Origin of the sequence: Pseudoalteromonas sp. MMG006, assembly GCF_018101025.1 — a bacterium.
GTDB lineage: Bacteria > Pseudomonadota > Gammaproteobacteria > Enterobacterales > Alteromonadaceae > Pseudoalteromonas.
Genome location: NZ_JAGJEJ010000019.1, coordinates 45,542 through 66,480, shown reverse-complemented (window position 1 = coordinate 66,480; position 20,939 = coordinate 45,542). Strand labels below are relative to the sequence as shown.

At 40.0% G+C, this 20,939-nt stretch carries 19 protein-coding genes; 16 read left to right on the top strand and 3 right to left on the bottom strand.

Annotated elements, in window-relative coordinates; genetic code table 11:
• Nucleotides 1–69: 69 nt before the first annotated feature.
• From J8L73_RS15930 to J8L73_RS15920, 3 genes are read left to right on the top strand one after another with little or no spacing between them, the layout of a single operon-like run.
• On the top strand, nt 70–693 hold the full coding sequence (locus J8L73_RS15930) for a methylthioribulose 1-phosphate dehydratase (protein WP_058548769.1): 624 nt from the start codon (nt 70–72) through the stop codon (nt 691–693).
• The gene (mtnC, locus tag J8L73_RS15925) at nt 693–1,376 is read left to right on the top strand and encodes an acireductone synthase (protein ID WP_211018526.1); all 684 of its coding nucleotides are present in this window, start codon (nt 693–695) and stop codon (nt 1,374–1,376) included. The genes J8L73_RS15930 and mtnC overlap by 1 nt, the downstream gene beginning before the upstream one ends.
• Nucleotides 1,373–1,915, top strand: coding sequence for an acireductone dioxygenase (locus J8L73_RS15920; RefSeq protein WP_211018525.1), 543 nt, complete (start codon nt 1,373–1,375; stop codon nt 1,913–1,915). Before mtnC ends, J8L73_RS15920 begins: the two co-directional genes overlap by 4 nt.
• 47 nt (nt 1,916–1,962) lie before the next feature.
• On the opposite strand, the gene mtnA is transcribed toward J8L73_RS15920, so the two are convergent.
• Nucleotides 1,963–2,988, bottom strand: coding sequence for an S-methyl-5-thioribose-1-phosphate isomerase (gene mtnA / locus J8L73_RS15915; RefSeq protein WP_211018523.1), 1,026 nt, complete (start codon nt 2,986–2,988; stop codon nt 1,963–1,965).
• Nucleotides 2,989–3,116: 128 nt separating this feature from the next.
• Between mtnA and mtnK the strand changes: the two genes are divergently transcribed.
• Nucleotides 3,117–4,334 carry an S-methyl-5-thioribose kinase gene (mtnK, locus tag J8L73_RS15910; protein ID WP_211018521.1) on the top strand — a complete coding sequence of 406 codons (1,218 nt, stop codon included), beginning with the start codon at nt 3,117–3,119 and terminating at the stop codon, nt 4,332–4,334.
• 70 nt (nt 4,335–4,404) lie between these two features.
• Here mtnK and J8L73_RS15905 read toward each other — a convergent pair whose 3' ends face one another.
• A complete protein-coding gene (locus tag J8L73_RS15905; protein ID WP_211018519.1) occupies nt 4,405–5,886 on the bottom strand; it encodes an FMN-binding glutamate synthase family protein in 1,482 nt (493 codons plus the stop codon).
• A gap of 96 nt (nt 5,887–5,982) precedes the next feature.
• Nucleotides 5,983–7,761 carry a DUF885 domain-containing protein gene (locus J8L73_RS15900; RefSeq protein WP_211018517.1) on the bottom strand — a complete coding sequence of 593 codons (1,779 nt, stop codon included), beginning with the start codon at nt 7,759–7,761 and terminating at the stop codon, nt 5,983–5,985.
• A gap of 344 nt (nt 7,762–8,105) precedes the next feature.
• On the opposite strand from J8L73_RS15900, the gene J8L73_RS15895 reads away from it, so the two are divergent.
• The 12 genes from J8L73_RS15895 (at nt 8,106) to J8L73_RS15840 (ending at nt 20,736) form a co-directional block, all read left to right on the top strand.
• Nucleotides 8,106–9,092: a diguanylate cyclase gene (locus tag J8L73_RS15895; protein WP_211018546.1), complete on the top strand. Its 987-nt coding sequence runs from the start codon at nt 8,106–8,108 to the stop codon at nt 9,090–9,092.
• 83 nt (nt 9,093–9,175) lie between these two features.
• Nucleotides 9,176–9,931 carry a bifunctional demethylmenaquinone methyltransferase/2-methoxy-6-polyprenyl-1,4-benzoquinol methylase UbiE gene (gene ubiE / locus J8L73_RS15890; RefSeq protein ID WP_058548777.1) on the top strand — a complete coding sequence of 252 codons (756 nt, stop codon included), beginning with the start codon at nt 9,176–9,178 and terminating at the stop codon, nt 9,929–9,931.
• An 11-nt stretch (nt 9,932–9,942) separates the two neighbouring features.
• Complete coding sequence (locus J8L73_RS15885; RefSeq protein ID WP_211018515.1) at nt 9,943–10,626, top strand: SCP2 sterol-binding domain-containing protein; 684 nt, start codon at nt 9,943–9,945, stop codon at nt 10,624–10,626.
• Between the two features lie 10 nt (nt 10,627–10,636).
• Nucleotides 10,637–12,238: a ubiquinone biosynthesis regulatory protein kinase UbiB gene (gene ubiB / locus J8L73_RS15880; RefSeq protein ID WP_211018513.1), complete on the top strand. Its 1,602-nt coding sequence runs from the start codon at nt 10,637–10,639 to the stop codon at nt 12,236–12,238.
• Between the two features lie 79 nt (nt 12,239–12,317).
• On the top strand, nt 12,318–12,566 hold the full coding sequence (tatA, locus tag J8L73_RS15875; protein WP_211018502.1) for a Sec-independent protein translocase subunit TatA: 249 nt from the start codon (nt 12,318–12,320) through the stop codon (nt 12,564–12,566).
• 5 nt (nt 12,567–12,571) lie between these two features.
• Nucleotides 12,572–12,904, top strand: coding sequence for a Sec-independent protein translocase protein TatB (tatB, locus tag J8L73_RS15870; protein ID WP_211018501.1), 333 nt, complete (start codon nt 12,572–12,574; stop codon nt 12,902–12,904).
• 48 nt (nt 12,905–12,952) lie between these two features.
• Nucleotides 12,953–13,693 carry a twin-arginine translocase subunit TatC gene (gene tatC, locus J8L73_RS15865; protein WP_211018500.1) on the top strand — a complete coding sequence of 247 codons (741 nt, stop codon included), beginning with the start codon at nt 12,953–12,955 and terminating at the stop codon, nt 13,691–13,693.
• A gap of 1 nt (nt 13,694) precedes the next feature.
• Nucleotides 13,695–14,219, top strand: a complete 525-nt coding sequence (locus tag J8L73_RS15860) for a hypothetical protein (protein ID WP_211018499.1) — start codon at nt 13,695–13,697, stop codon at nt 14,217–14,219.
• Nucleotides 14,219–15,004 carry a TatD family hydrolase gene (locus tag J8L73_RS15855; protein WP_211018498.1) on the top strand — a complete coding sequence of 262 codons (786 nt, stop codon included), beginning with the start codon at nt 14,219–14,221 and terminating at the stop codon, nt 15,002–15,004. Before J8L73_RS15860 ends, J8L73_RS15855 begins: the two co-directional genes overlap by 1 nt.
• Complete coding sequence (locus J8L73_RS15850; protein WP_211018497.1) at nt 15,004–16,854, top strand: diguanylate cyclase; 1,851 nt, start codon at nt 15,004–15,006, stop codon at nt 16,852–16,854. The genes J8L73_RS15855 and J8L73_RS15850 overlap by 1 nt, the downstream gene beginning before the upstream one ends.
• Before the next feature lie 11 nt (nt 16,855–16,865).
• On the top strand, nt 16,866–17,876 hold the full coding sequence (gene hemB / locus J8L73_RS15845) for a porphobilinogen synthase (RefSeq protein ID WP_211018496.1): 1,011 nt from the start codon (nt 16,866–16,868) through the stop codon (nt 17,874–17,876).
• A 136-nt stretch (nt 17,877–18,012) separates the two neighbouring features.
• Nucleotides 18,013–20,736 (top strand): ExeM/NucH family extracellular endonuclease, encoded by a 2,724-nt coding sequence (locus J8L73_RS15840; RefSeq protein WP_211018495.1) that lies wholly within the window; start codon nt 18,013–18,015, stop codon nt 20,734–20,736.
• The last annotated feature ends 203 nt before the right edge of the window (nt 20,737–20,939 follow it).

The window sequence follows — 20,939 nt, the reverse complement described above, 5'->3', positions numbered from 1 at the left end:
CTATCATTGCTTAAAACAGAAGTATAGCCGTCTAAAATAACAAGCTTAATGCTCATTAGTGAGGAACGTATGCAAAACAATACCGCTATTTCACAACTTATTGAAGCTGGAAAGTGGGTAAGCCAAAAAGGCTGGGTACCTGCAACTGGTGGCAATTTTTCATCACGCACTGCATCAGGGTTTGTAGTTACCGCTAGCGGCTTTGATAAAGGCCAACTGGGTACACACACCTTTATTGAGCTTGACCATGAAGGAAACCGCATTAAAGGTGCTGGCAACCCATCGGCCGAAACGCAACTGCATTTAGGTATGTACAAACTTATACCGCACGCTAACGTAGTGCTGCATACGCACTCGGTTGCAGCAACCGTATTATCGCGAGTGATAAAAAGCCATACGTTAAATTTATCAGGTTACGAAATGCAAAAGTCGCTCAGTGGTGTTACCTCACACTTAGATACCCTAAGCATCCCTATTTTTGAAAACGACCAAGATATAGAACGCTTAGGTTTGCTGTTAAGCGATCATCACTTACATACCCCTATTGAGCATGCTGTATTAATTCGTGGACATGGCGTGTACGTAGTTGGACGCAATTACAAAGAAGCACTTCGCCACTTAGAAGGCCTAGAGTTTTTATTTAGCTGTGAACTAGAGCGCATAAAAATAGAAGGCATTGAGGCAAACCTATAATGATAAAAGCAATTTTAACCGACATTGAAGGCACCATTACACGTATTTCTTTTGTAAAAGACGTGCTATTTCCGTATGCAGCAAAGCAATTGGCCACCTTTTTACGATTAAACGCTAAAAAAGCCCATGTTGCAGAGCAAATAACGGCTGTAAAAACGATTATTGATGAGCCTAACGCCGATTTAGAACGAGTCATTAGCGTTTTACTCACTTGGATTGAAGAAGATAAAAAAATAACGCCTTTAAAGCAATTACAGGGGCTTATTTGGCAAACTGGTTACGAACATGGTGATTTTAAAGGTCACTTATACCCAGATGCATTCGACTTTTTACAAGCGCAACATGCACAAAATATTGCGCTTTATGTGTACTCGTCAGGATCAGTTAGAGCGCAGCAGTTACTATTTAAATACAGCGACTACGGTGATATTCGCGCTCTTTTTAACGACTTTCTTGATACAAAAGTAGGCGCAAAGCAAGAGCAAGCAGCATATAACACCATTATTGAACAGCTGCCATTTGATGCAAGCGAGGTATTATTTTTAAGTGATGTAGCCGCAGAACTCGATGCCGCAAAAGCTGCAGGCCTTAAAACACTTCATTTAATACGTGATGGACAAACGCAAAGCGAGCATCCTTATGTGCATGATTTTACCAATGTTAAATTAGAGCAATTTATATGAGCCAATTAACAATTTATGCTGACAACAACCCTAAAAATGTACTTACCAGTACAGAAAATGCAGATGAAATTGCAGCGCAATTAGCTTTAGTAAATGTGCGCTTTGAGCAGTGGCAAGCAAATGCTCAAATTAACGAAAGCACTACAAATGAGCAGATCATTGATGCGTATAAAAATGATATAGCACGCTTAAAAGAAAAAAACGGTTACCAAACTGTAGATGTTATTTCGCTTGCTAAAGGTAACCCGGCTGCACCACAAATGCGTGAAAAGTTTTTATTTGAGCACACTCACAGTGAAGACGAAGTACGCTTTTTTGTAAAAGGCCAAGGGCTATTTTGTCTACATATGGGCACTAAAATTTACCAAGTGTTATGCCAAAAAGGCGATTTAATCTCAGTACCAACCCTTACCCCGCATTGGTTTGATATGGGTAGCGACCCAGAATTTACCGCTATTAGACTATTTAATAACACCGAGGGCTGGGTTGCAAAAAGCACTGAATCTGAGATTGCGAAGCAATTTCCGTTGCTTCCATAGGTAAGGTAATACGCTCCGCAAAGGGGAAAGTGGAGCGGTATTTAAAACTACTTAAGCGCCGCTAATGCCCCACTTTCTACATCACTTTTATCGTAAACACCGGTATCTAATACCCAACCTGTTACTAATTTTGCAGGTGTTACATCAAACGCGGGGTTGTAAACATTGGCATTAGTTGGCGCCCATAACGCTTCACCAAAACTGCCACTTACACCACGTACTTCTGCGCTATTTCGCTGCTCTATTTCTATATCACTTCCGCAAATGGTGTGTGTATCAAGTGTGGTCACGGGGGCTACAACATAAAAAGGAATATTATGAAAATGCGCTAATACCGCTAAATTATACGTTCCCACTTTATTAGCAAAGTCGCCATTAGCGGCAATACGGTCTGCCCCTACAACTATTTTATCAACCTTGCCTGCCGCCATTAAACTTGCTGCCATATTATCGCAAATGAGTGTGTACGATATTTTCCAGCGCTCAAGTTCAAACGCAGTTAAACGCCCACCTTGTAATAATGGACGGGTTTCATCAACCCATACATGTACATTGCCATGTTGCTGCTGCGCTTTATAAATAACACCTAAAGCAGTGCCTATCCCTGCGGTTGCCAATGCGCCGGTATTACAATGCGTTAAAATGTTATCGCCGCTGTTTATAAGTTCAGCGCCAAAGGTTGCCATACGTTCACACAACTCAATGTCTTCAATAAATAGGCGCTCGGCAGTGGCTACTATAGCTATTACAAAATCACTTTGGTTAAGCGCTTTTCGTAATGCGGCCATGCAATGCATTAAATTAACCGCTGTTGGGCGTGTGGCTTCCAGCTCATTAATAGCATCATCAAGCGCTGCTTTTGTAGCGCCTTGCTCTGCTAAATAAGCAACAAGCAAGCTAGCACCTAAACCAATTAAGGGCGCTCCACGAATTTTTAGACTAATGATCAGCTCTTTCATGGCTTCAACGCTACTGCACTCGTGCCACACTTGCTGATGCGGAAGTAAATATTGGTTTAGTACACTCAATGTACCGTTTTCATATTTTAAACTGCTTGCTACTAAGTTTTGCATGGTGACTTTGCTTAATTTAAATGCGTAAAGGTATTTTACATCAGTTTGAATAACTCTCAAGTTAGACTTGTAGACATCTAAACATTTAAAGGTATAGAATGCCCAAAAAGTTAATGTGAGATTTGACCATGGCTAACTATGTCGCTTTTAATCCGCAGCGCGCAATCGAATACGTAAATTCGTTAATTGATTCTAAGCAATGTGATTTTTTTATCGCAGGGCAAAACTTATCTGCGTATGAGTTTGGTGACGGCAACCTTAATTTAGTTTTTAGAGTGAGTAATGAGCAAAGCAACAGCATTATTTTAAAGCAGGCACTACCTTATGCCCGCTGCGTGGGTGAGTCGTGGCCATTAACGCTTGATAGAGCCCGCATTGAAGCGCAAGTATTACTTAATCATGGTGCTATTTGCCCCAAATACACGGCAAAAGTGCTGCATTACAATCATGATTATGCACTCACTATTTTAGAAGATTTAGGCAGCTTACAAATATTGCGCGCTGCACAAAATAACGCGCAGCAATTCCCTAAATTAGCCCAGCATGTGGCTACTTACTTAAGCCACACAGGTTTTTACAACTCAGATTTTTACTTAGCCGCTCAACACAAAAAAGCATTAGTTAAGCAATTCACTAACCCTGAGCTTTGCCAAATAACCGAAGATTTATTTTTTAGCGATCCGTACACAGATCATGAGCGCAATAACTTTCCGGCGCAGCTAGCTGCGCAAGTGAAAGCTCTTCGCGATAACCGAGTACTTAAGTTAGAGATAGCTAAATTAAAAGCTAATTTTTTATCTAACCCGCAAACATTACTACACGGCGACATGCACAGCGGCAGCATTTTTGTTGATACAAACACAACTAAGATGATTGATCCCGAGTTTGGCTTTTTTGGCCCTATAGGATTTGATATTGGCTCTTTTATTGGCAACTTACTACTAAACTACTGCGCACAAGCAGGGCATATAGAAGAGTTTGTTGCTCGTCGTAACTATCAAACACATTTGCTTAGCTGCATTGTCGAAACCTACAACTTATTTGAACAACACTGGCTTAATTTAATTAATACCAAAACAGTAGATGAGGCACTTAATAGCGATGCTTATGCGCAATATTTTATGAAAAACGTGTTGCAAGATGCTATAGGTTACTGTGGCGCAGAGCTTATTAGACGTACCATAGGGTTAGCACACGTAATTGATATTGATAGCATTAGCGATGAAAGCACACGCCTTAACGTACAAAAGCAAACACTGGCACTAGGCGAGCAACTGATTTTAAATGCGCAAACCTGCGAAACAAAAGATGCCTTTTTTAGTTTGTTAATAAGCCAGCTTAATTAAAAAAGGCGCAAAGGCGCCTTTTTACCTGTAATGCAGTTACCAGCGCTTATTGACGCATTTATTTGCGCTCTTATTGATAGTTCTCATAAATTTTATCTAACGGCTCAGAAAGCCCGCTTTCTTGCACTATTCGCACATGTTTACGCCCTAATTCGCGTGCACTTGTTACACCACATGAGTGAGCAATTAATCCAGCGCCATAATGAATATACCTATTATAGTTAGCAACTCGCTGCGCTTTACCTGCAACGTTTAAGCCCTTTTGCAATCGTTTATTATGGGTGGTGATCCCTGTTGGGCAGGTATCTTTATTACATTGCATTGCCTGAATGCACCCTAATGCAAACATATGCCCACGAGCAGATACAACAAAATCTGCGCCAAGCGCAAGTGCCCACGCCACTTTTGAAGGAACAATAAGTTTACCTGATGCTATAACTTTTATACGCTCTCTAAGTCCATGCTTTTCAAGCATATTAACAACAAGCGGTAAGCTTTCACGCAGTGGTAAACCAACCGAATCTAATAGCGGTTGCGGCGCAGCGCCCGTACCACCATCGGCACTATCAATTGTAATAAAATCAGGGGCTGACTCAACGCCGCGATGATTTATTTCAGCAAAGAGTGTTTCAAGCCAAGTGTAATCACCAATTACCGCTTTAAAGCCAGTCGGTTTGCCTGTTGCGTTGCGCACTGTGGCAATCATATCTAAAATATCACTAGGCTTTTTAATTTCAGGGTGACCATTTGGACTAATTGAATCTTGTCCTTCAGGTATTCCTCTAATTTTTGCTATTTCAGCATTTACTTTTCGACCAGGCAGCATACCGCCTTTACCAGGTTTTGCACCTTGGCTCATTTTAAGCTCGAACATTTTAACTTGATCATGAGCTGCAATTTCTTTTAGCTTGTCGGTGCTTAAGTTTCCATGCTCATCACGCACACCATATTTTGCTGTCCCAATTTGAAACACCAAATCGGCCCCACCTTCCAAATGGTAAGGGCTCAAGCCCCCTTCGCCCGTGTTCATCCAACATCCAGCAAGCTTTGCCCCTTTTGATAAAGCACGTACCGCTGGTTTTGAAAGTGCACCAAAGCTCATACCTGACACATTAAATAATGAGTTTGTGGTGTAAGGCGTTTTACAATGCGGCCCAAGAGTAACATTACTTGGGTCGAGTGCTTCCTCATCTAAAGTAGGAAAAGCACAGTTCATAAACATGACTGTACCGGTTACTTCAAGGCTTTGTGTTGAGCCAAATGCCGCTGTGCGATCTACATCTTTTGCCGCACGGTAAACCCAACTTCGCTCTGCGCGGTTAAATGGCATTTCTTCTCTGTCTTGGGCAAAAAAGTATTGCCTAAAAAATTCACCTTGGCGTTCAAAAAAATACCTAAAGCGGCCAATAACCGGGTAGTTGCGCCTAATTGCATGTTTTGTTTGTGTAATATCACGAAAATAAAAAATAATAACAGTTAGAACAATTAGCCCAAGTGCGACAATAAAAATACTCGCAAATACATCAATACTAAAAATTATAAAGTTGCTCATCCAAGGCCCCTTGATGGCTGTTTTAAAAAATAAAAAAGGTGTTGCGCCAAAATGACACAACACCTTTATTTGTTCAAGGTTTATACGCCTTGAGCGTTAATTTTGCGAATTTTCTAGCTCGTTTTTAATGTATAAACGCACTTGTGTTTCTAGCACCGATAATGGCACAGAGCCATGTCGCAATACTTGATGATGAAACTCACGTATATCAAAGTTTTGCCCTAGTGCTTGCTCAGCTTCTGTGCGTAAACGTTTAATTGTTAGCTCACCAATCTTGTATGAAAGTGCCTGCGCAGGCCACGATATATAACGGTCGGTTTCGGTTTTTACATTATGAAGTGAAAGCGCCGTGTTCTCGCTCATAAAGTTCATAGCACGCTCACGACTCCAGCCGTACATATGCATACCTGTATCAACCACTAAACGTGCAGCTCGCCACATTTCATACGTTAAGCGCCCAAAACGGCTGTATGGGTCTTGGTAAAAGCCAGCCTCTATTCCTAAATATTCAGAATAAAGCCCCCACCCTTCACCAAAGGCAGAAAGGTACGCATTTCGACGATAGCTCGGTAAATCTTCAAGCTCAGCATTTAGTGATATTTGTAAATGATGCCCAGGTACAGCCTCATGCAGAGTAAGCGCTTCTAAAACGTAAAGTGGGCGCTTATCAAGCGCGTATGTGTTTACCCAATAAAAGCCAGCCTGATCGTCACGGCTTGAGCCTGAATAACGCCCTGTTGTGTATTTTGGCGCTATAGCTGCAGGCACCGGCGCTACACCATAAGGCATACGCGGTAATGTATGAAATAACTTAGGTAGCTGCGCATCCATTTTTTTTGCAATATAAGCCGCTTCCCTTAAAAGCTGCTCTGGTGTTGTTGCATAAAATTGTGGATCGGTTCGTAAAAAGTGAACAAATTCAGCAAACGTGCCTTTAAAGCCCACCTCCGCTATGACCGTTTCCATTTCACTACGAATACGAGCCACCTCCTTTAAGCCTAACTCGTGGATCTCTTTAGGTGTCATATCTGTGGTGGTGTAGTATTTAGCTCTATTTTTATAAAATGCCTCGCCATTAGGCGTATCTGAAATACCAATACTTGTACGAGCTCCGGGTTGGTATTGCTGGGTGAAGAACGTTAAATAATCTTTATAAGCAGGGATAACTTTATTTTTTAACACAGCCTTAGCTTGTTGCTGAAGAGCGTAAAAGTCACTATCACTCAAGCCCGCTGTATTGGTTAAAAATGGTTTATAAAATTCTGATTGGGTTACATCGTCAACAATATAGGTTGTTATAGAGTCTTCGTAGCCTTTAAGTACAGCTTTTGGTTGAGTGAGACCGGTTTCTAGGCCTTTTTTCATCCAATAGATATTTTGCTCAAAAAAGCGTGGAATTTGCGCCAAACGCGCAAGATACACTTCTAAATCTTGCTCTTTTTTATATTGAGAGCTGTTTATTATGTAAGATAACCCAGAATGAAAGCCATATTCCGAAGTGAGTGGCATGTAGTGCGCATGAAATACATATTCATCAACGCTGTTTTGGACCTGCGCACGAATAATACTAAAGTTAATTTGGTTTTCATCACTCAATTTAGCAGTATCAACTGCATCTAAATCAGCCAAGAGTTGTATTTTATTTTTATATTCTTGTTCTAAATAATCAGGCGATAAGTTAGCTAACAAATAACCATCAACACCCTGAGGGCTGCTATAAGGGCTTGTACTTTCTCTATATTGCACAATAGATTGTGCAACTTTAGTAAATTGCTCATTTGCATTTGGGGTTGTTATTTGACATGCACTTAATGAACATAAAACAGCCATACTAAAAAGAGACTGGCGAAACGTTTTTGGTAATAAATAATTCATTATAATTTAGCTTAGTAATGCAACAGATTGCTTTAAGCTATCGTAGAGTAAATAAATAGCAAGTAAATGAGATGAGCTTTACTGTATTGGCCTCCCAAGCTTTAAGGTTTTATACATAAAAGTATATAAAAATCAGTTTAATTGATGACAAAAGCAGCGGTTAAACGGTTAAAACTAAATTTATGTTCCCTAACCCTCATTTTTGCTTTTAAATGGCCGCTAATATGGTTACTGTTTTAAAACAATAAAAGCTCGGACGCATTACCACCTCACGGAATGAGATATTTTAAACCTGCGATTAATGCGTACTTAGTTGGTGTTTAATAATGATGTTCCATGATTCCATGGCTATTGCTCAAGAAAAAATGACTAAAGTGTGTATTTTTTTAGAGCGCTTTTCGCTTCCCCCTACGCCACTTAACTATCAAGTTATTTATACTTATACTAGCCAAGTTAATAACAAACTAAATGATGCCTTAGACCGCATAATTTCTAAAAATGATAATATTGATAGTGTTTTAATAGAGCAGCTCTATAGTGAGTTTTTAAATACTGGCCATACAACACAAATCAATATGATTCAAAATGTTGATAGTGTAATAACGTCGCTCTCTAACAACGCCCAAGCAACGGAAAAACAAATAATTCGCTTTGCAGGCCACGTAAGTGAATGTGTGCATACACTTGATGAAAATAATATAGAGCAAAGTCGCCAAGCGCTTAGAGGCCTTAACAACCAAACTGCTGAGTTGTTGAATCAACATAAGCAATTTAAACAAGAGTTAATCAAAGCCAAACAGCTGCATCAAAAAACACAAAAACAGCTAACCCAACTTCGAAAGCAACACATTGTAGATACCCAAACAGGCCTCTATAAACGCTATTACTTAACGCAGCAAGCTCAAGCTTGGAGCAACCAACAAAAATCAATTTGCGCTATTGCTATTCAAATAGACAACCTTGAACACTTCACACAAAACTATGGAGACATCATTGGTGAAGTAATATTAAATAAGGTAGCAAAACAATTACAAAAATATGTTTTTCAAAGCGGCCTACCGGGGCGTACAGCTAAAGATCAGTTTATTGTTTTGTTGGCCGATATTGATGCTGAAACCGCAAACTTAATAGCTGAAAAAGTGCGTAACGGTGTTGAAAAACTTCGCTTTGTGAGCTCAAAAACAGGTATTAAACTGCCTAGTATTGACCTATCACTAGGAATTGCTCAGCATCAACATGAAGATGATTTTAATAAGTTAGCTAAAAAAGCCTCCCAAGCGGCATTTAAAGCTCGCTCTTTAGGGCTTAGCAGCTACACCGCTGGTCAATAAATTACCTGATAAATCATATTCAAATTGCACCTACCGCGTACAATCAAGTACACTAACCTCTATTGTCACGATAGAGATTAATCATGAACGAAACCGAACAAAAGACCACGCATTTTGGATATAAAACAGTAGCCGAGAACGACAAAGCTTCTATGGTTGCTGATGTATTTCACTCAGTTGCTGCAAAATACGATGTAATGAATGATTTAATGTCTTTTGGTGTGCATCGTTTGTGGAAACGCCAAACCATTGCAAGCTCAGGTGTTCGTAAAGGCCATCACGTTCTTGATTTAGCCGGAGGCACTGGCGATTTAACAGCAAAATTTAGTCAATTGGTTGGCGAAACTGGCCAAGTTGTATTGGGTGATATCAACTCATCTATGCTTAAAGTTGGTCGTGAAAAACTGCATAATCTTGGCTTAGTTGGCAATATTGATTACGTTCAAATGAACGCCGAAATGCTACCATTTCCAGATAATAGCTTTGATGTGATCACCATCGCCTTTGGGTTACGTAATGTAACCGATAAAGACAAAGCATTACGCTCTATGTACCGTATATTAAAGCCAGGTGGTCGCTTACTTGTATTAGAGTTTTCAAAACCTGAGCATGAACTACTTAGTAAAGCTTACGACTTTTACTCGTTTAATTTATTACCAACCATGGGCAAAGTAGTTGCTAATGACAGCGAATCGTACAAATACTTAGCTGAATCCATTCGTATGCACCCAGACCAAGACACTCTAAAAGCAATGATGGAAGATGCAGGGTTTGAGCAAACAACATATCAAAACCTTACTGGCGGAATTGTTGCTCTACACCGTGGTTTTAAATATTAAGGCAGGCATTTATGGCGCTTGATAACACAGCTAACAATAATAGTGGCGTAACACCCGCTGAGTTTTTTATGTTACCTAATTTTATACTGTCGCTTATTGAGCGAGTACTAAATCAAGCGCTTAATCTTGACCCGCAATTATCACAAAAGCTAAGTACAGTTAAACATCAGCGCTTAGTAGTTGAAGTAAGAGACTGGCAGCAAAGTATTCAGCTAATTTACAGTGATGAACAATTGCATTTATACAGCGCACTAAATAACGAAAATGCAGATTGCATGATAAGCGCCGATATAAATACGCTGTTAGCACTTAAAAACCCTGCAATGCTTACTCAATTGATTCGCCAAGATAAGCTCGACTTACAAGGCGATTTAAACATTGCACAAACCTATAGTAGTGCGTTTTCAAGCCTTGATATTGATTGGCCTGAGCAACTATCTAACTACATTGGTGATGCTCCTGCTCAACTGTTATTTCAAAACTTAACGATGCTCAAACATCAAGGCACTAAAGCTCACACAAAAATAAGTACAATGCTTAGCAGCTTATTCCAAGATGAGCTCGCGATAACCATTCATCCGTTAGAGCTCGAGCAATTTAAACAGCAAAATAGAGCGCTAAAAAGTAAAGTAGCGGCTGTTGAGCAGCGCATAAACACCTTGTTAAACTCTTTCTCACCTTCTGATACACGCTAAGGACTTTTTTGTGTCGACTGCACGTTTGTATTACATCACTAAAACACTACTTAGCTATGGATTAGACGAGTTAGTACCTAAACACAAAATCCCTTGGTTTGGTAAAGTAGCGCGAGGTAGTTTGTTTTGGTTACGTAACCAACATAAGGAAAAACCAGCTGGTTTACGCCTACGCTTAGCATTACAAGAGCTTGGCCCTGTGTGGATTAAGTTTGGCCAGATGCTCTCTACTCGCCGTGATCTACTCCCACACGATATCGCACTAGAGCTTGCTTTTTTACAAGACCAAGTTGAGCCATTTGAAGGTGAGCTTGCACAACAAATAATAGAAAAAGCACTCGAAATTAACGATATAAGCGAGCTATTTAGTGAGTTTTCACAAACACCACTCGCATCAGCTTCTATTGCGCAAGTGCACACAGCGAAATTGATTGATACTCAAAACATTGAGCAAGATGTAGTAATAAAAGTAATTAGACCCAATATTCACGAACAAATTAATGCCGATTTAGCGCTAATGGAAAAGCTCGCTAAAGTACTGGCTAAAATACTTAACGAAGCTAAGCGTCTTCGCCCTGTTGAAGTAGTAAAAGAATACAAAAAAACACTACTCGATGAACTCGACTTAATGCGCGAAGGGGCCAATGGCATTCAATTAAAGCGTAATTTTGAAGGCTCAGAATCATTATATATACCTGCAGTTTATAGTGATTATAGCCGAAGCAATGTGCTCGTAATGGAGCGTATTTACGGGATACCAGTATCGGATACCGAATCATTAATTGCGCAAAACACGAACATGAAATTGCTAGCTGAGCGCGGTGTAGAGGTATTTTTTACACAAGTATTTAGAGACAGTTTTTTTCATGCAGATATGCACCCAGGCAATATATTTGTTTCTCGCGAACACCCTGAAAACCCGATGTATATTGGTATCGACTGTGGCATTGTTGGCACGCTAAACAAAGAAGATAAGCGCTACCTCGCTGAAAATTTTATTGCCTTTTTTAATCGCGATTACCGTCAAGTTGCACAGCTTCATGTTGACTCTGGCTGGGTACCACCCGATACCAGCATCGAAGAGTTTGAATTTGCAATACGTACCGTGTGCGAACCTATTTTTAATAAGCCACTGGCTGAAATTTCATTTGGCCATGTACTAATTAATTTATTTAATACAGCAAGACGTTTTAATATGCAGGTACAGCCGCAACTGGTATTACTGCAAAAAACATTACTTTATGTTGAAGGGCTAGGCCGACAGTTATACCCACAGCTCGACTTATGGAAAACGGCTAAACCATTTTTAGAAGAATGGGTAAAACAACAAGTAGGCCCATTATCAGTACTGAAACAAATGTATGCTAACTTGCCGTTCTGGGCTGAAAAAATGCCAGAGCTGCCTGATTTAATTTATCAAAATTTAAAGCGCACACCTCAGGTTTACCCTCAAGAGCAAAAGGGTTCTCATAAACCTTTAATATTGAGTGTATTTGGTGGTGCGACTATGGTTATGGCAACGCTTTGTTACTTGCAACATGATTTTATCGTTGCGGGTATTGCTATTAGCTTATCAACAATAAGCTTTATAGCAGCATGGCGTAGCTCATAAACAAAGTGCTATTTGTGCTATTGGGCGTATAATTAATTTTTAAAATACGTATTTAATCGTTTATTTATTGGAGAAAAACATGGGTCTTGGTGGTATTAGCATTTGGCAGTTATTAATTGTTTTGGCAATTATTGTTTTAATCTTCGGCACGAAAAAATTACGTGGTATGGGTGGTGATATTGGCGGTGCTGTTAAAGGCTTTAAAAAAGCAATGTCGGACGATACGACAACCGAGCAAGAAAAATCAGAGCAAATTCAGCAATCAGAGAAAAGTACAGTTCACGATACTACCACCACTGAAAAAGCCAAAGAAAACGATAAGGCTTAATTAGAATGGGAATGTGGGAACTTGTTGTTATTTTTATTGTTGGCTTAGTGGTACTGGGTCCTGAGCGTTTACCGGTTGCTATAAGAACAGTGAGTAAATGGATCAAAACAGCTAAGTCGATGGCTAATTCAGTTAAAGCCGAAGTAAGCGAAGAGCTGCGCGTTCATGAACTTCATGAAAACCTAAAAAAAGCAGAACAACAAGAGCTAAAAGATTTAAGCCCAGAGCTACAAAACTCATTAACAGAGCTACAAAAAGCAGCTAAATCTGTTACCCACAGCTACAAAAAAAACCAACCTGATGCACCAAACAACAACGAACGTGATGAAAAAAAGTGAAATTTATTTCTCACTTTGTGGTCAACTTACTACATGGTATAAAAAATAATGGCTGAGGAAGTTAAATCGGGATTTGTAGCGCATTTAATTGAGCTACGTGATCGGCTTATTAAATCACTGCTTAGTATTTTAGTGATATTTATTGCGCTAGTATATTTTGCAAACGATATATATGCATTTGTGGCTGCACCTTTGGTTTCACATTTACCAAGTACTGCAACTATGATTGCAACCGATGTAACTGCACCCTTTTTTGCCCCCTTCAAATTAACGTTATTTGTGGCTTTATTCGCCTCTATACCGTGGATATTGCATCAAATTTGGGGGTTTATAGCGCCAGGGCTCTACCAGCATGAAAAGAAAATGCTGATGCCTATTTTGGCTTCAAGTATTTTGCTGTTTTATGGTGGTATCGCATTTTGTTACTTTGTAGTGTTGCCAATTATATTGGGGTTTTTTACAAGTGCCGGCCCCGAAATGATGACACTTGCACCGGATATAAGCAGCTATTTGGGCTTTGTACTTAAGCTGTTTTTTGCTTTTGGTGTAGCGTTCGAAATACCTGTAGCTATTATGCTGCTATGTTGGAGCGGTGCAACAACAACTAAAAGCTTAAAAGAAAAGCGCCCTTACATTGTGGTTGGTGTATTTGTTGTGGCTATGTTTTTAACGCCACCCGATGTATTATCACAGACTTTATTAGCACTTCCCATGCTGCTTTTATTTGAGCTAGGGCTAATTTTAGCGAAATTTTATACAGTTAAAGAACAACAAGAATCTGAGGAATAAAATGAAAAAGCAACTACTCTCACTACTGGTTTTAATAAGCGCGCCCACATTTGCAGCACAAGAAATTAACGTTCAAGCATTGCAAGCATGTAGCTTTATTGAAAATGATTTTAATCGCTTACTTTGCTACGACAACACGGTTGCAGGCAAACCACTAACAAAACCAAGCGAGAAAAAAACACTTACTCCGCCAAAACCAGTTGCTAATATAACGCCTAACGTAAGCGCTCCCGTTGCAGCAGTTGCAACATCAGCAGCAAAAACTGATGACTTTGGTCTAGAGCATAAAGAAGCAGATGAAGAAAAAGATACGCAGGTAAAGGCAGTTGTTACATCTGTAGAGAAAGCAGCTTATGGCGAGCTAATAATTACATTAGATAATAATCAACAATGGCGCCAAATCGGCTCTGATAGCATGCGCTTGAAAGAAACAGATACCGTGACTATTAGCCGAGGTGTATTTAATTCATTCCTACTACGTAAAGAGGGTCAAAACCGCTCTATTCGTGTGAAGCGCACTCAGTAATGACTAATACCTTAATTGATGCAGGTGTTAATTTAACTAATCATCAATTTGATCAAGTTCATGATGACGTAATTGCCCGCGCAGATGCTGCGGGCGTTTCAAAAATGCTCATTATAGGTTGTGATATCGCAAGCAGCCAACAATCGTTAGAGCTAGCGATTAAGTACAACCAATATGCAACAGCAGGTATTCATCCACATGATGCTAAATTGGCGACGAGTGAATTAGAAGAGCAATTAACCACGCTTGCAAATAACAATCAGGTTATAGCTATTGGTGAATGTGGGCTGGATTATAACCGTGATTTTTCACCTCGTGATGTGCAACGTGACGTTTTTAAACGCCAACTCGCTTTGGCTGAAAAGCTAGATTTACCAGTATATTTGCATGAACGCGATGCAAGTGAAGACATGCTAAATATTTTGCGAGAATATAACGTACGCGGTGTTCTTCATTGCTTTACAGGTAATACACACGCATTAAAAAACTATTTAGAGTTGGGCCTTTATATTGGCATAACCGGCTGGGTGTGTGATGAAAGGCGCGGTCAAGAACTGCAAAAATTAGTTCCAAGTATTCCTTTAGAACGACTGTTAATAGAAACAGATTCACCTTTTTTAATTCCACGAACAGTAAAGCCAAAACCGAAATCACGTAAAAATGAGCCCGCGTTACTGCCTTATATTTGCCAAACAATTGCTCAGCTTTATCAAATTGATGAAAGCGAAGTTGCAGATCAAACGACAAAAAACTTTTACCATGTTTTTGGTTTAGAGAATCGTTAATGACGCACGCAAAGGTATTTTTAGGCCTGTTATTGCTTCTTTGTTCTTTTTGCTCTTTTGCTAATCCTGTTGTAACTAAAAACTTTAAATCTGTAAAAGTAGATACATTAAGTTATTCTTTCTCACCTACCTCTGCACAAGATGCCTATATAAATAATAAGTCTAATTGGCGAGCAATAACTAATGAGCCTCTAAACTTAGGTTTTGAGCAGCGCCCTGTATGGCTAGCATTTACAATTAAAAATACGTTAACAGTGAATACCTCTTCTTTGCTTTCTTTAGATAACCCGCTTTTAAATGAAGTACAGATTTATCACTTTTACAACTCCAAATTACTATCGCATACTCAGCTTGGCGATGCATTTGCGCTTTCACAGCGAACGCTTAAGAGCGAATCTCTACTAGCAAAGCTAACACTACCCGCAAACAGTGTGAGTACTATAATTATAAAAGTAAGTAATTCTGCAGGATTACGTGTGCCTATTACACTTTGGCAACAAGACGCATACCTTGTCCATAAATCAAAACTTAATTTGATTTATGGACTACTCATAGGCTTTTTGTTTTCACTTGCTATCAGCTGCTTAGTTTTATATGGTTTTTCGCGCAAGTTATACTTTGCTTACGCTGGTGTAATCACTCTCATTTTAGGCGTGTTACTAGCGTATTTGTGCGGTTTTGGGGTGCGTTACTTTCACCCTAACACGCCTGCTGCACAGCAGTTTATGATCCCTGTATTACTCATGCTTACAACACTTGTGTTTTTACCACTTCAAAATCAAATATGTGAAATAAAAACATCTAAACTTGTTAAAGGGCAAAACATAATAACGAGTATATTTGCAGTGACCTTACTATTTACTTGGGCCCTGCCTAACGCACTACTGACTATTTTTTGCTTAACAGCTACACCTATTGTTATTTGCTATTATCTCGCTACAACAATAATGTACATGCACCATACACCATCAAAACCAGTACAAGCGTTAACCGTTGCCCTGATATTCTTTTTACTCGCTCTTGCTTACCTAATTATTGTTGTTTTTGGGTTGTACCCGCTGAGTATAAGTAGCTTAGCGTTTATATTTATTTGCTTTTTTAGCAGTACATTCTGTTTATGCTTTGGCGTTTTGAAGCAGTTTATATTAGAGCGCGATGAGCAAGTAATTACACAGCAAACCCTAATTGCTGAAAATGCCGCCCAAGATACACTTCTAAAAGAGCGTTTAATGCTACAAGAACAAGCGCAAAAAGAGCTTGAATCGCAAGTTGATGAGCGTACTTTTGAGCTGCAGGTTACACTTCGCGAGCTTGAAGATAAAAATCATGAGCTCGAGCAGCTTAATATGGAGGATGCGCTTACAGGTGTAAAAAACCGCCGCTTTTTTGATAAAAAACTCATTATGGAACTTCGTCGCTCACGACGTGAACAAACGCCATTAAGTATAATTATGCTTGATATAGATAGATTTAAAAGCATCAACGATAATTACGGACATTTAACTGGTGATCAAGTTATTCGCGCAGTTGCTGATACAATTAAACAACATTTAAAGCGCCCCCTTGATGATGTTGCACGCTATGGTGGTGAAGAGTTTGTGATTTTGTTACCAAATACTGCCCATAATGGCGTACTTGATATTGCTGAAAAAATACGTAAAGCAATTGAAATCAACCAAATAAATGTGGCTGGCACATTTATTAATACTACCGTAAGTGCGGGGACATACACCGCCGTTATAGATGATATAAACAACCCTGAGCTTTTTACTCATAACGCCGATAAAGCACTTTATTACGCAAAACAACACGGTCGTAACCAAGTAATTAGTTTTCCAATACCACAGTAGGAGCATAGATTATGGCCCAATCAGGACTCGACCTTTTCCCATATACCCGCATGCGTAGAATGCGCCGTAGTGACTTTTCTCGCCGATTAATGGCTGAAAATCAACTATCTGTAAACGACCTTATATTTCCCGTATTTGTGCTCGAAGGTAAAAACCGCCGTGAAGCTATTGAATCAATGCCGGGTATTGAGCGCTTATCTATTGATTTACTTTTAGACGAAGCGAAAGAACTTGTTGAATTAGGCGTGCCTGCCATAGCTATTTTCCCGGTAACACCTTCTGATAAAAAATCTCTTTTTGCTGAAGAGGCTTATAACGATGATGGGCTTGCACAGCGAACTGTCCGTGCACTAAAAGAAGCCTTTCCTGAACTAGGTGTAATTACTGATGTAGCACTTGACCCATTTACCACCCATGGTCAAGACGGCATTATTGATGATACAGGGTATGTAATAAATGATGTAACAACCGAAATTTTGGTTAAGCAGGCACTTTCACACGCGCAAGCTGGCGCAGACGTAGTTGCTCCTTCGGACATGATGGACGGTCGTATTGGCGCTATTCGTGAGGCTCTTGAAGCGGATGGTCACATTCATACTCGTATAATGGCGTACTCGGCTAAGTATGCATCAAGCTATTACGGTCCTTTTAGAGATGCCGTTGGTTCAGCAGGTAATTTAAAAGGTGCCGATAAGAAAACCTATCAAATGGATCCAGCTAACTCAGATGAAGCGATTCGTGAAGTGGCTCTTGATTTACAAGAGGGCGCAGATATGGTGATGGTTAAGCCAGGTATGCCATATCTGGATGTGGTACGCCGTGTAAAATGTGAGTTTGGTGTACCTACTTTTGCTTATCAGGTAAGTGGGGAATATGCAATGCATAAAGCTGCAATCGATAACGGTTGGTTAGCGGAAGAAGCCACCATAATGGAGTCTTTACTTGCTTTTAAACGCGCTGGCGCTGATGGTATTTTAACCTATTTTGCAAAACAAGCCGCATTGTACCTATCTAATAAGTAAATATTTTTAAGAAGGGCGTTCTGCGCCTTTTCATTTACATCCATTAACAATCATTAACACTTTTGTGTTATTTTTATCATTTATATTCTCTACACTGTTGTCCCATTTTGGGATTGATACACGGGAATAATTAAAAATGTTTAAAACAAAAATAACACCATTAGCACTTGTAATAGCAAGCCTCAGTGCGCCAGCATCTGCTGATCTAATCATTTCAGAATATATAGAGGGAAGCAGTAACAACAAGGCAATTGAGCTTTATAATAATGCTGACACTGAAATTTCTCTTGAAGGTTATAATTTAGGACTCTACTCAAATGGTAGTAGCTCGGTTGGTAACTCAATTGATTTAACAGGTACATTAGGTGCTAATACCACCTATATTATCTCAAACCCTAGTGCAGCAGCTGCAATTCTTGATATTGCAGATGCAACTAGCACAGCCACTTATTTCAACGGTGATGATGCCCTTGTTTTAACTAAAGACGGTGTGATTGTTGATAGTTTTGGTCAAGTGGGTGTTGATCCGGGCTCTGAGTGGTCTGAAGGCGGTGTAGCGACAGTTAACAAAACATTGCGCAGAAAAAATAGTGTTACAACGGGCCGAACTGACTCGACCGGCGCATTTGATCCTAGCGATGAATGGGAACAGTTTGATATAGACACTTTTGATGGATTAGGTTCGCACGCTGGTGACGGTGGCACGGCCCCTGAGCCAGACCCTGAACCAGAACCACTAGAACCCCTTGTTTGTGGTGCAGATAAAACCCTAATTAGTGCAGTACAAGGCGCAGGCGATGCAAGCCCACTAGTCGATACCATGGTTGAAATTGAAGGTATTGTAACGGCTGATTTTCAAGGTGAAGATGGCTTAGATGGTTTCTTTATTACATCACTAGCTGCAGACGTAGATAGCGATCCAGTGACCTCGGAAGGCCTATTCGTATACTCTACCGATACCGACGTTGATGTAGGTAACTACGTACGCGTACAGGGTACTGTTGATGAATACTTCGACTCAACACAGCTAGCAGATGTAACTCAAATTGCTATATGTGGTACTGGTGAAGTAGCTTCTGCAACCACTGTAAGCTTACCTTTAGAAAGCCAGGCAGACCTAGAAGCCTATGAAGGAATGTTGGTAAGCCTAGATCAAACATTGGTTGTTACTGACAACTATGGTTTAGGTCGCTACGGAGAAGTTGAACTTGCCACTGAGCGTTTGTACCAAGGTACACAAGTTGCATTGCCAGGCGATGCAGCAAATGCTGTTGAAGCGGCTAACTTAACTAAAAAAATCTTATTAGATGATGGCTCTACAGCTCAAAACTCGGAGTTATCAGCTTACCCAGCAGCAGGTTTATCTGCAGAAAATACACTACGTACTGGTGATACTGTAAATGCAGTAACAGGCGTAATTGCATACAGCTTTAGCACGTATCGCATCCACCCAACGGTTACACCACAGTTTATAGCAACGAATGCGCGTGAAGATGCGCCAGAGCAAAGTGAAGAAGCCGATTTACGAATCGCCAGCTTTAACGTACTTAACTACTTTAATGGTGACGGACAAGGCGGTGATTTTCCTACTAGTCGTGGTGCTGACTCAGAAGAAGAATTTGTACGTCAAGAAGCAAAAATTGTAAGTGCAATTAGTGCCATGCAGGCAGATGTTGTTGGCCTAATGGAAATTGAAAACGATGGCTTCGGTGAGTTTAGCGCTATTGCAAGTTTAGTAAATGCATTAAACGAAGCAGATACCGCTAACAACTACGCCTATGTTGATTTTAATGTAAGCCAAATTGGTACTGATGCAATTACCACTGCCCTTATTTACCGCGCAGATAAAGTAGAAGAGGTAGGCACAGCGGCAATCACTACTGATTATCCATTTGATTACAGCAACCGTGCTCCTATTGCACAAAGCTTTAAATCACTCTCTACCGATGAAGTGTTTACGGTTTCTGTTGCGCACCTTAAATCTAAAGGTAGCTGTGGCGATGACAATAACGACGACCTAGGTGATGGCCAAGGCTGTTGGAATGAAATTCGTACAGAAGCTGCAACGGCATTTAGTAGCTGGCTTGATGGTAAACCAACGGGTGTAGACGATGAAGATATTATTCTTGTGGGTGATATGAATGCTTACGCAATGGAAGATCCAATCCGCAAGTTCGATGAAAAAGGCTACAAAAATATAGTCGCTGAACTTGATGGCAATACGCTGGGTTATTCTTATAGTTTCTCAGGCCGTGCAGGTAGTCTCGATCATGCATTGGCAAGTGAGTCACTACTAAGTAAAGTAGTCGCGGCGACTGATTGGCACATTAATGCAGATGAACCTATCGTGCTTGATTACAACGTTGAGTTTAAGAGCGACGGCCAACAATCTACACTTTACGCCGAAGGCCCTTACCGTGCCTCTGATCACGACCCGGTGATCATCGATATTAAGTCTGAGGTTTTGCTAACACCAGAAGAGCAAACACCTGTTATCACTCCGGATCAGGTTTTCGCAATTGATGAAGGTACCTCACTTGATACCGTGATTGGACAGCTGGCTTTCAGCGATCCTAACGCAGATGTTTCTCCTGTTATTGGTTTTACGTTGACAGGAAGTGATAAAATTTCAATCAATGAACAAGGACAGCTAATTGTGGCCTCAGAGCTTGATTACAGTGTCGAGAATACAATTACACTGTCAATACAAGCAACAGATAGCGCTAACAATGTTTCAGAGCCCACTTCTGTAGTAATCAATATCAATGAAGTGCAAAATGATGATGACTCAGGCTCACTACTTTGGTTAACGCTTCTTTTAGCACCGCTATCTGTGTTACGCAGATTGAAAAAGAAATAACGCACCTAGTTAACAATAAAAGCCGCTTTATTAAGCGGCTTTTTTCGTTTTATACAAATGTAATTCAGATAAGCTTCATTAAAGCCCTCGTAATATGTACATATTGTCTATAAATGCCCTAATAAGTAATCTGTACTCTTATAAACCAGAGCAAATTCACTCAATTTAATCTGTGCTTATACTTTAAAATCAGCTACTTATTG

Coding starts and splice junctions, on each gene's coding strand:
- ubiE (WP_058548777.1), top strand. CDS start 9,176: ATGAACGAAACCGAACAAAAGACCACGCATTTTGGATATAAAACAGTA.
- J8L73_RS15885 (WP_211018515.1), top strand. CDS start 9,943: ATGGCGCTTGATAACACAGCTAACAATAATAGTGGCGTAACACCCGCT.
- hemB (WP_211018496.1), top strand. CDS start 16,866: ATGGCCCAATCAGGACTCGACCTTTTCCCATATACCCGCATGCGTAGA.
- J8L73_RS15840 (WP_211018495.1), top strand. CDS start 18,013: ATGTTTAAAACAAAAATAACACCATTAGCACTTGTAATAGCAAGCCTC.
- tatB (WP_211018501.1), top strand. CDS start 12,572: ATGGGAATGTGGGAACTTGTTGTTATTTTTATTGTTGGCTTAGTGGTA.
- J8L73_RS15930 (WP_058548769.1), top strand. CDS start 70: ATGCAAAACAATACCGCTATTTCACAACTTATTGAAGCTGGAAAGTGG.
- J8L73_RS15850 (WP_211018497.1), top strand. CDS start 15,004: ATGACGCACGCAAAGGTATTTTTAGGCCTGTTATTGCTTCTTTGTTCT.
- J8L73_RS15900 (WP_211018517.1), bottom strand. CDS start 7,761: ATGAATTATTTATTACCAAAAACGTTTCGCCAGTCTCTTTTTAGTATG.
- J8L73_RS15905 (WP_211018519.1), bottom strand. CDS start 5,886: ATGAGCAACTTTATAATTTTTAGTATTGATGTATTTGCGAGTATTTTT.
- mtnC (WP_211018526.1), top strand. CDS start 693: ATGATAAAAGCAATTTTAACCGACATTGAAGGCACCATTACACGTATT.
- J8L73_RS15895 (WP_211018546.1), top strand. CDS start 8,106: ATGGCTATTGCTCAAGAAAAAATGACTAAAGTGTGTATTTTTTTAGAG.
- J8L73_RS15855 (WP_211018498.1), top strand. CDS start 14,219: ATGACTAATACCTTAATTGATGCAGGTGTTAATTTAACTAATCATCAA.
- tatA (WP_211018502.1), top strand. CDS start 12,318: ATGGGTCTTGGTGGTATTAGCATTTGGCAGTTATTAATTGTTTTGGCA.
- mtnK (WP_211018521.1), top strand. CDS start 3,117: ATGGCTAACTATGTCGCTTTTAATCCGCAGCGCGCAATCGAATACGTA.
- J8L73_RS15860 (WP_211018499.1), top strand. CDS start 13,695: ATGAAAAAGCAACTACTCTCACTACTGGTTTTAATAAGCGCGCCCACA.
- tatC (WP_211018500.1), top strand. CDS start 12,953: ATGGCTGAGGAAGTTAAATCGGGATTTGTAGCGCATTTAATTGAGCTA.
- mtnA (WP_211018523.1), bottom strand. CDS start 2,988: ATGCAAAACTTAGTAGCAAGCAGTTTAAAATATGAAAACGGTACATTG.
- J8L73_RS15920 (WP_211018525.1), top strand. CDS start 1,373: ATGAGCCAATTAACAATTTATGCTGACAACAACCCTAAAAATGTACTT.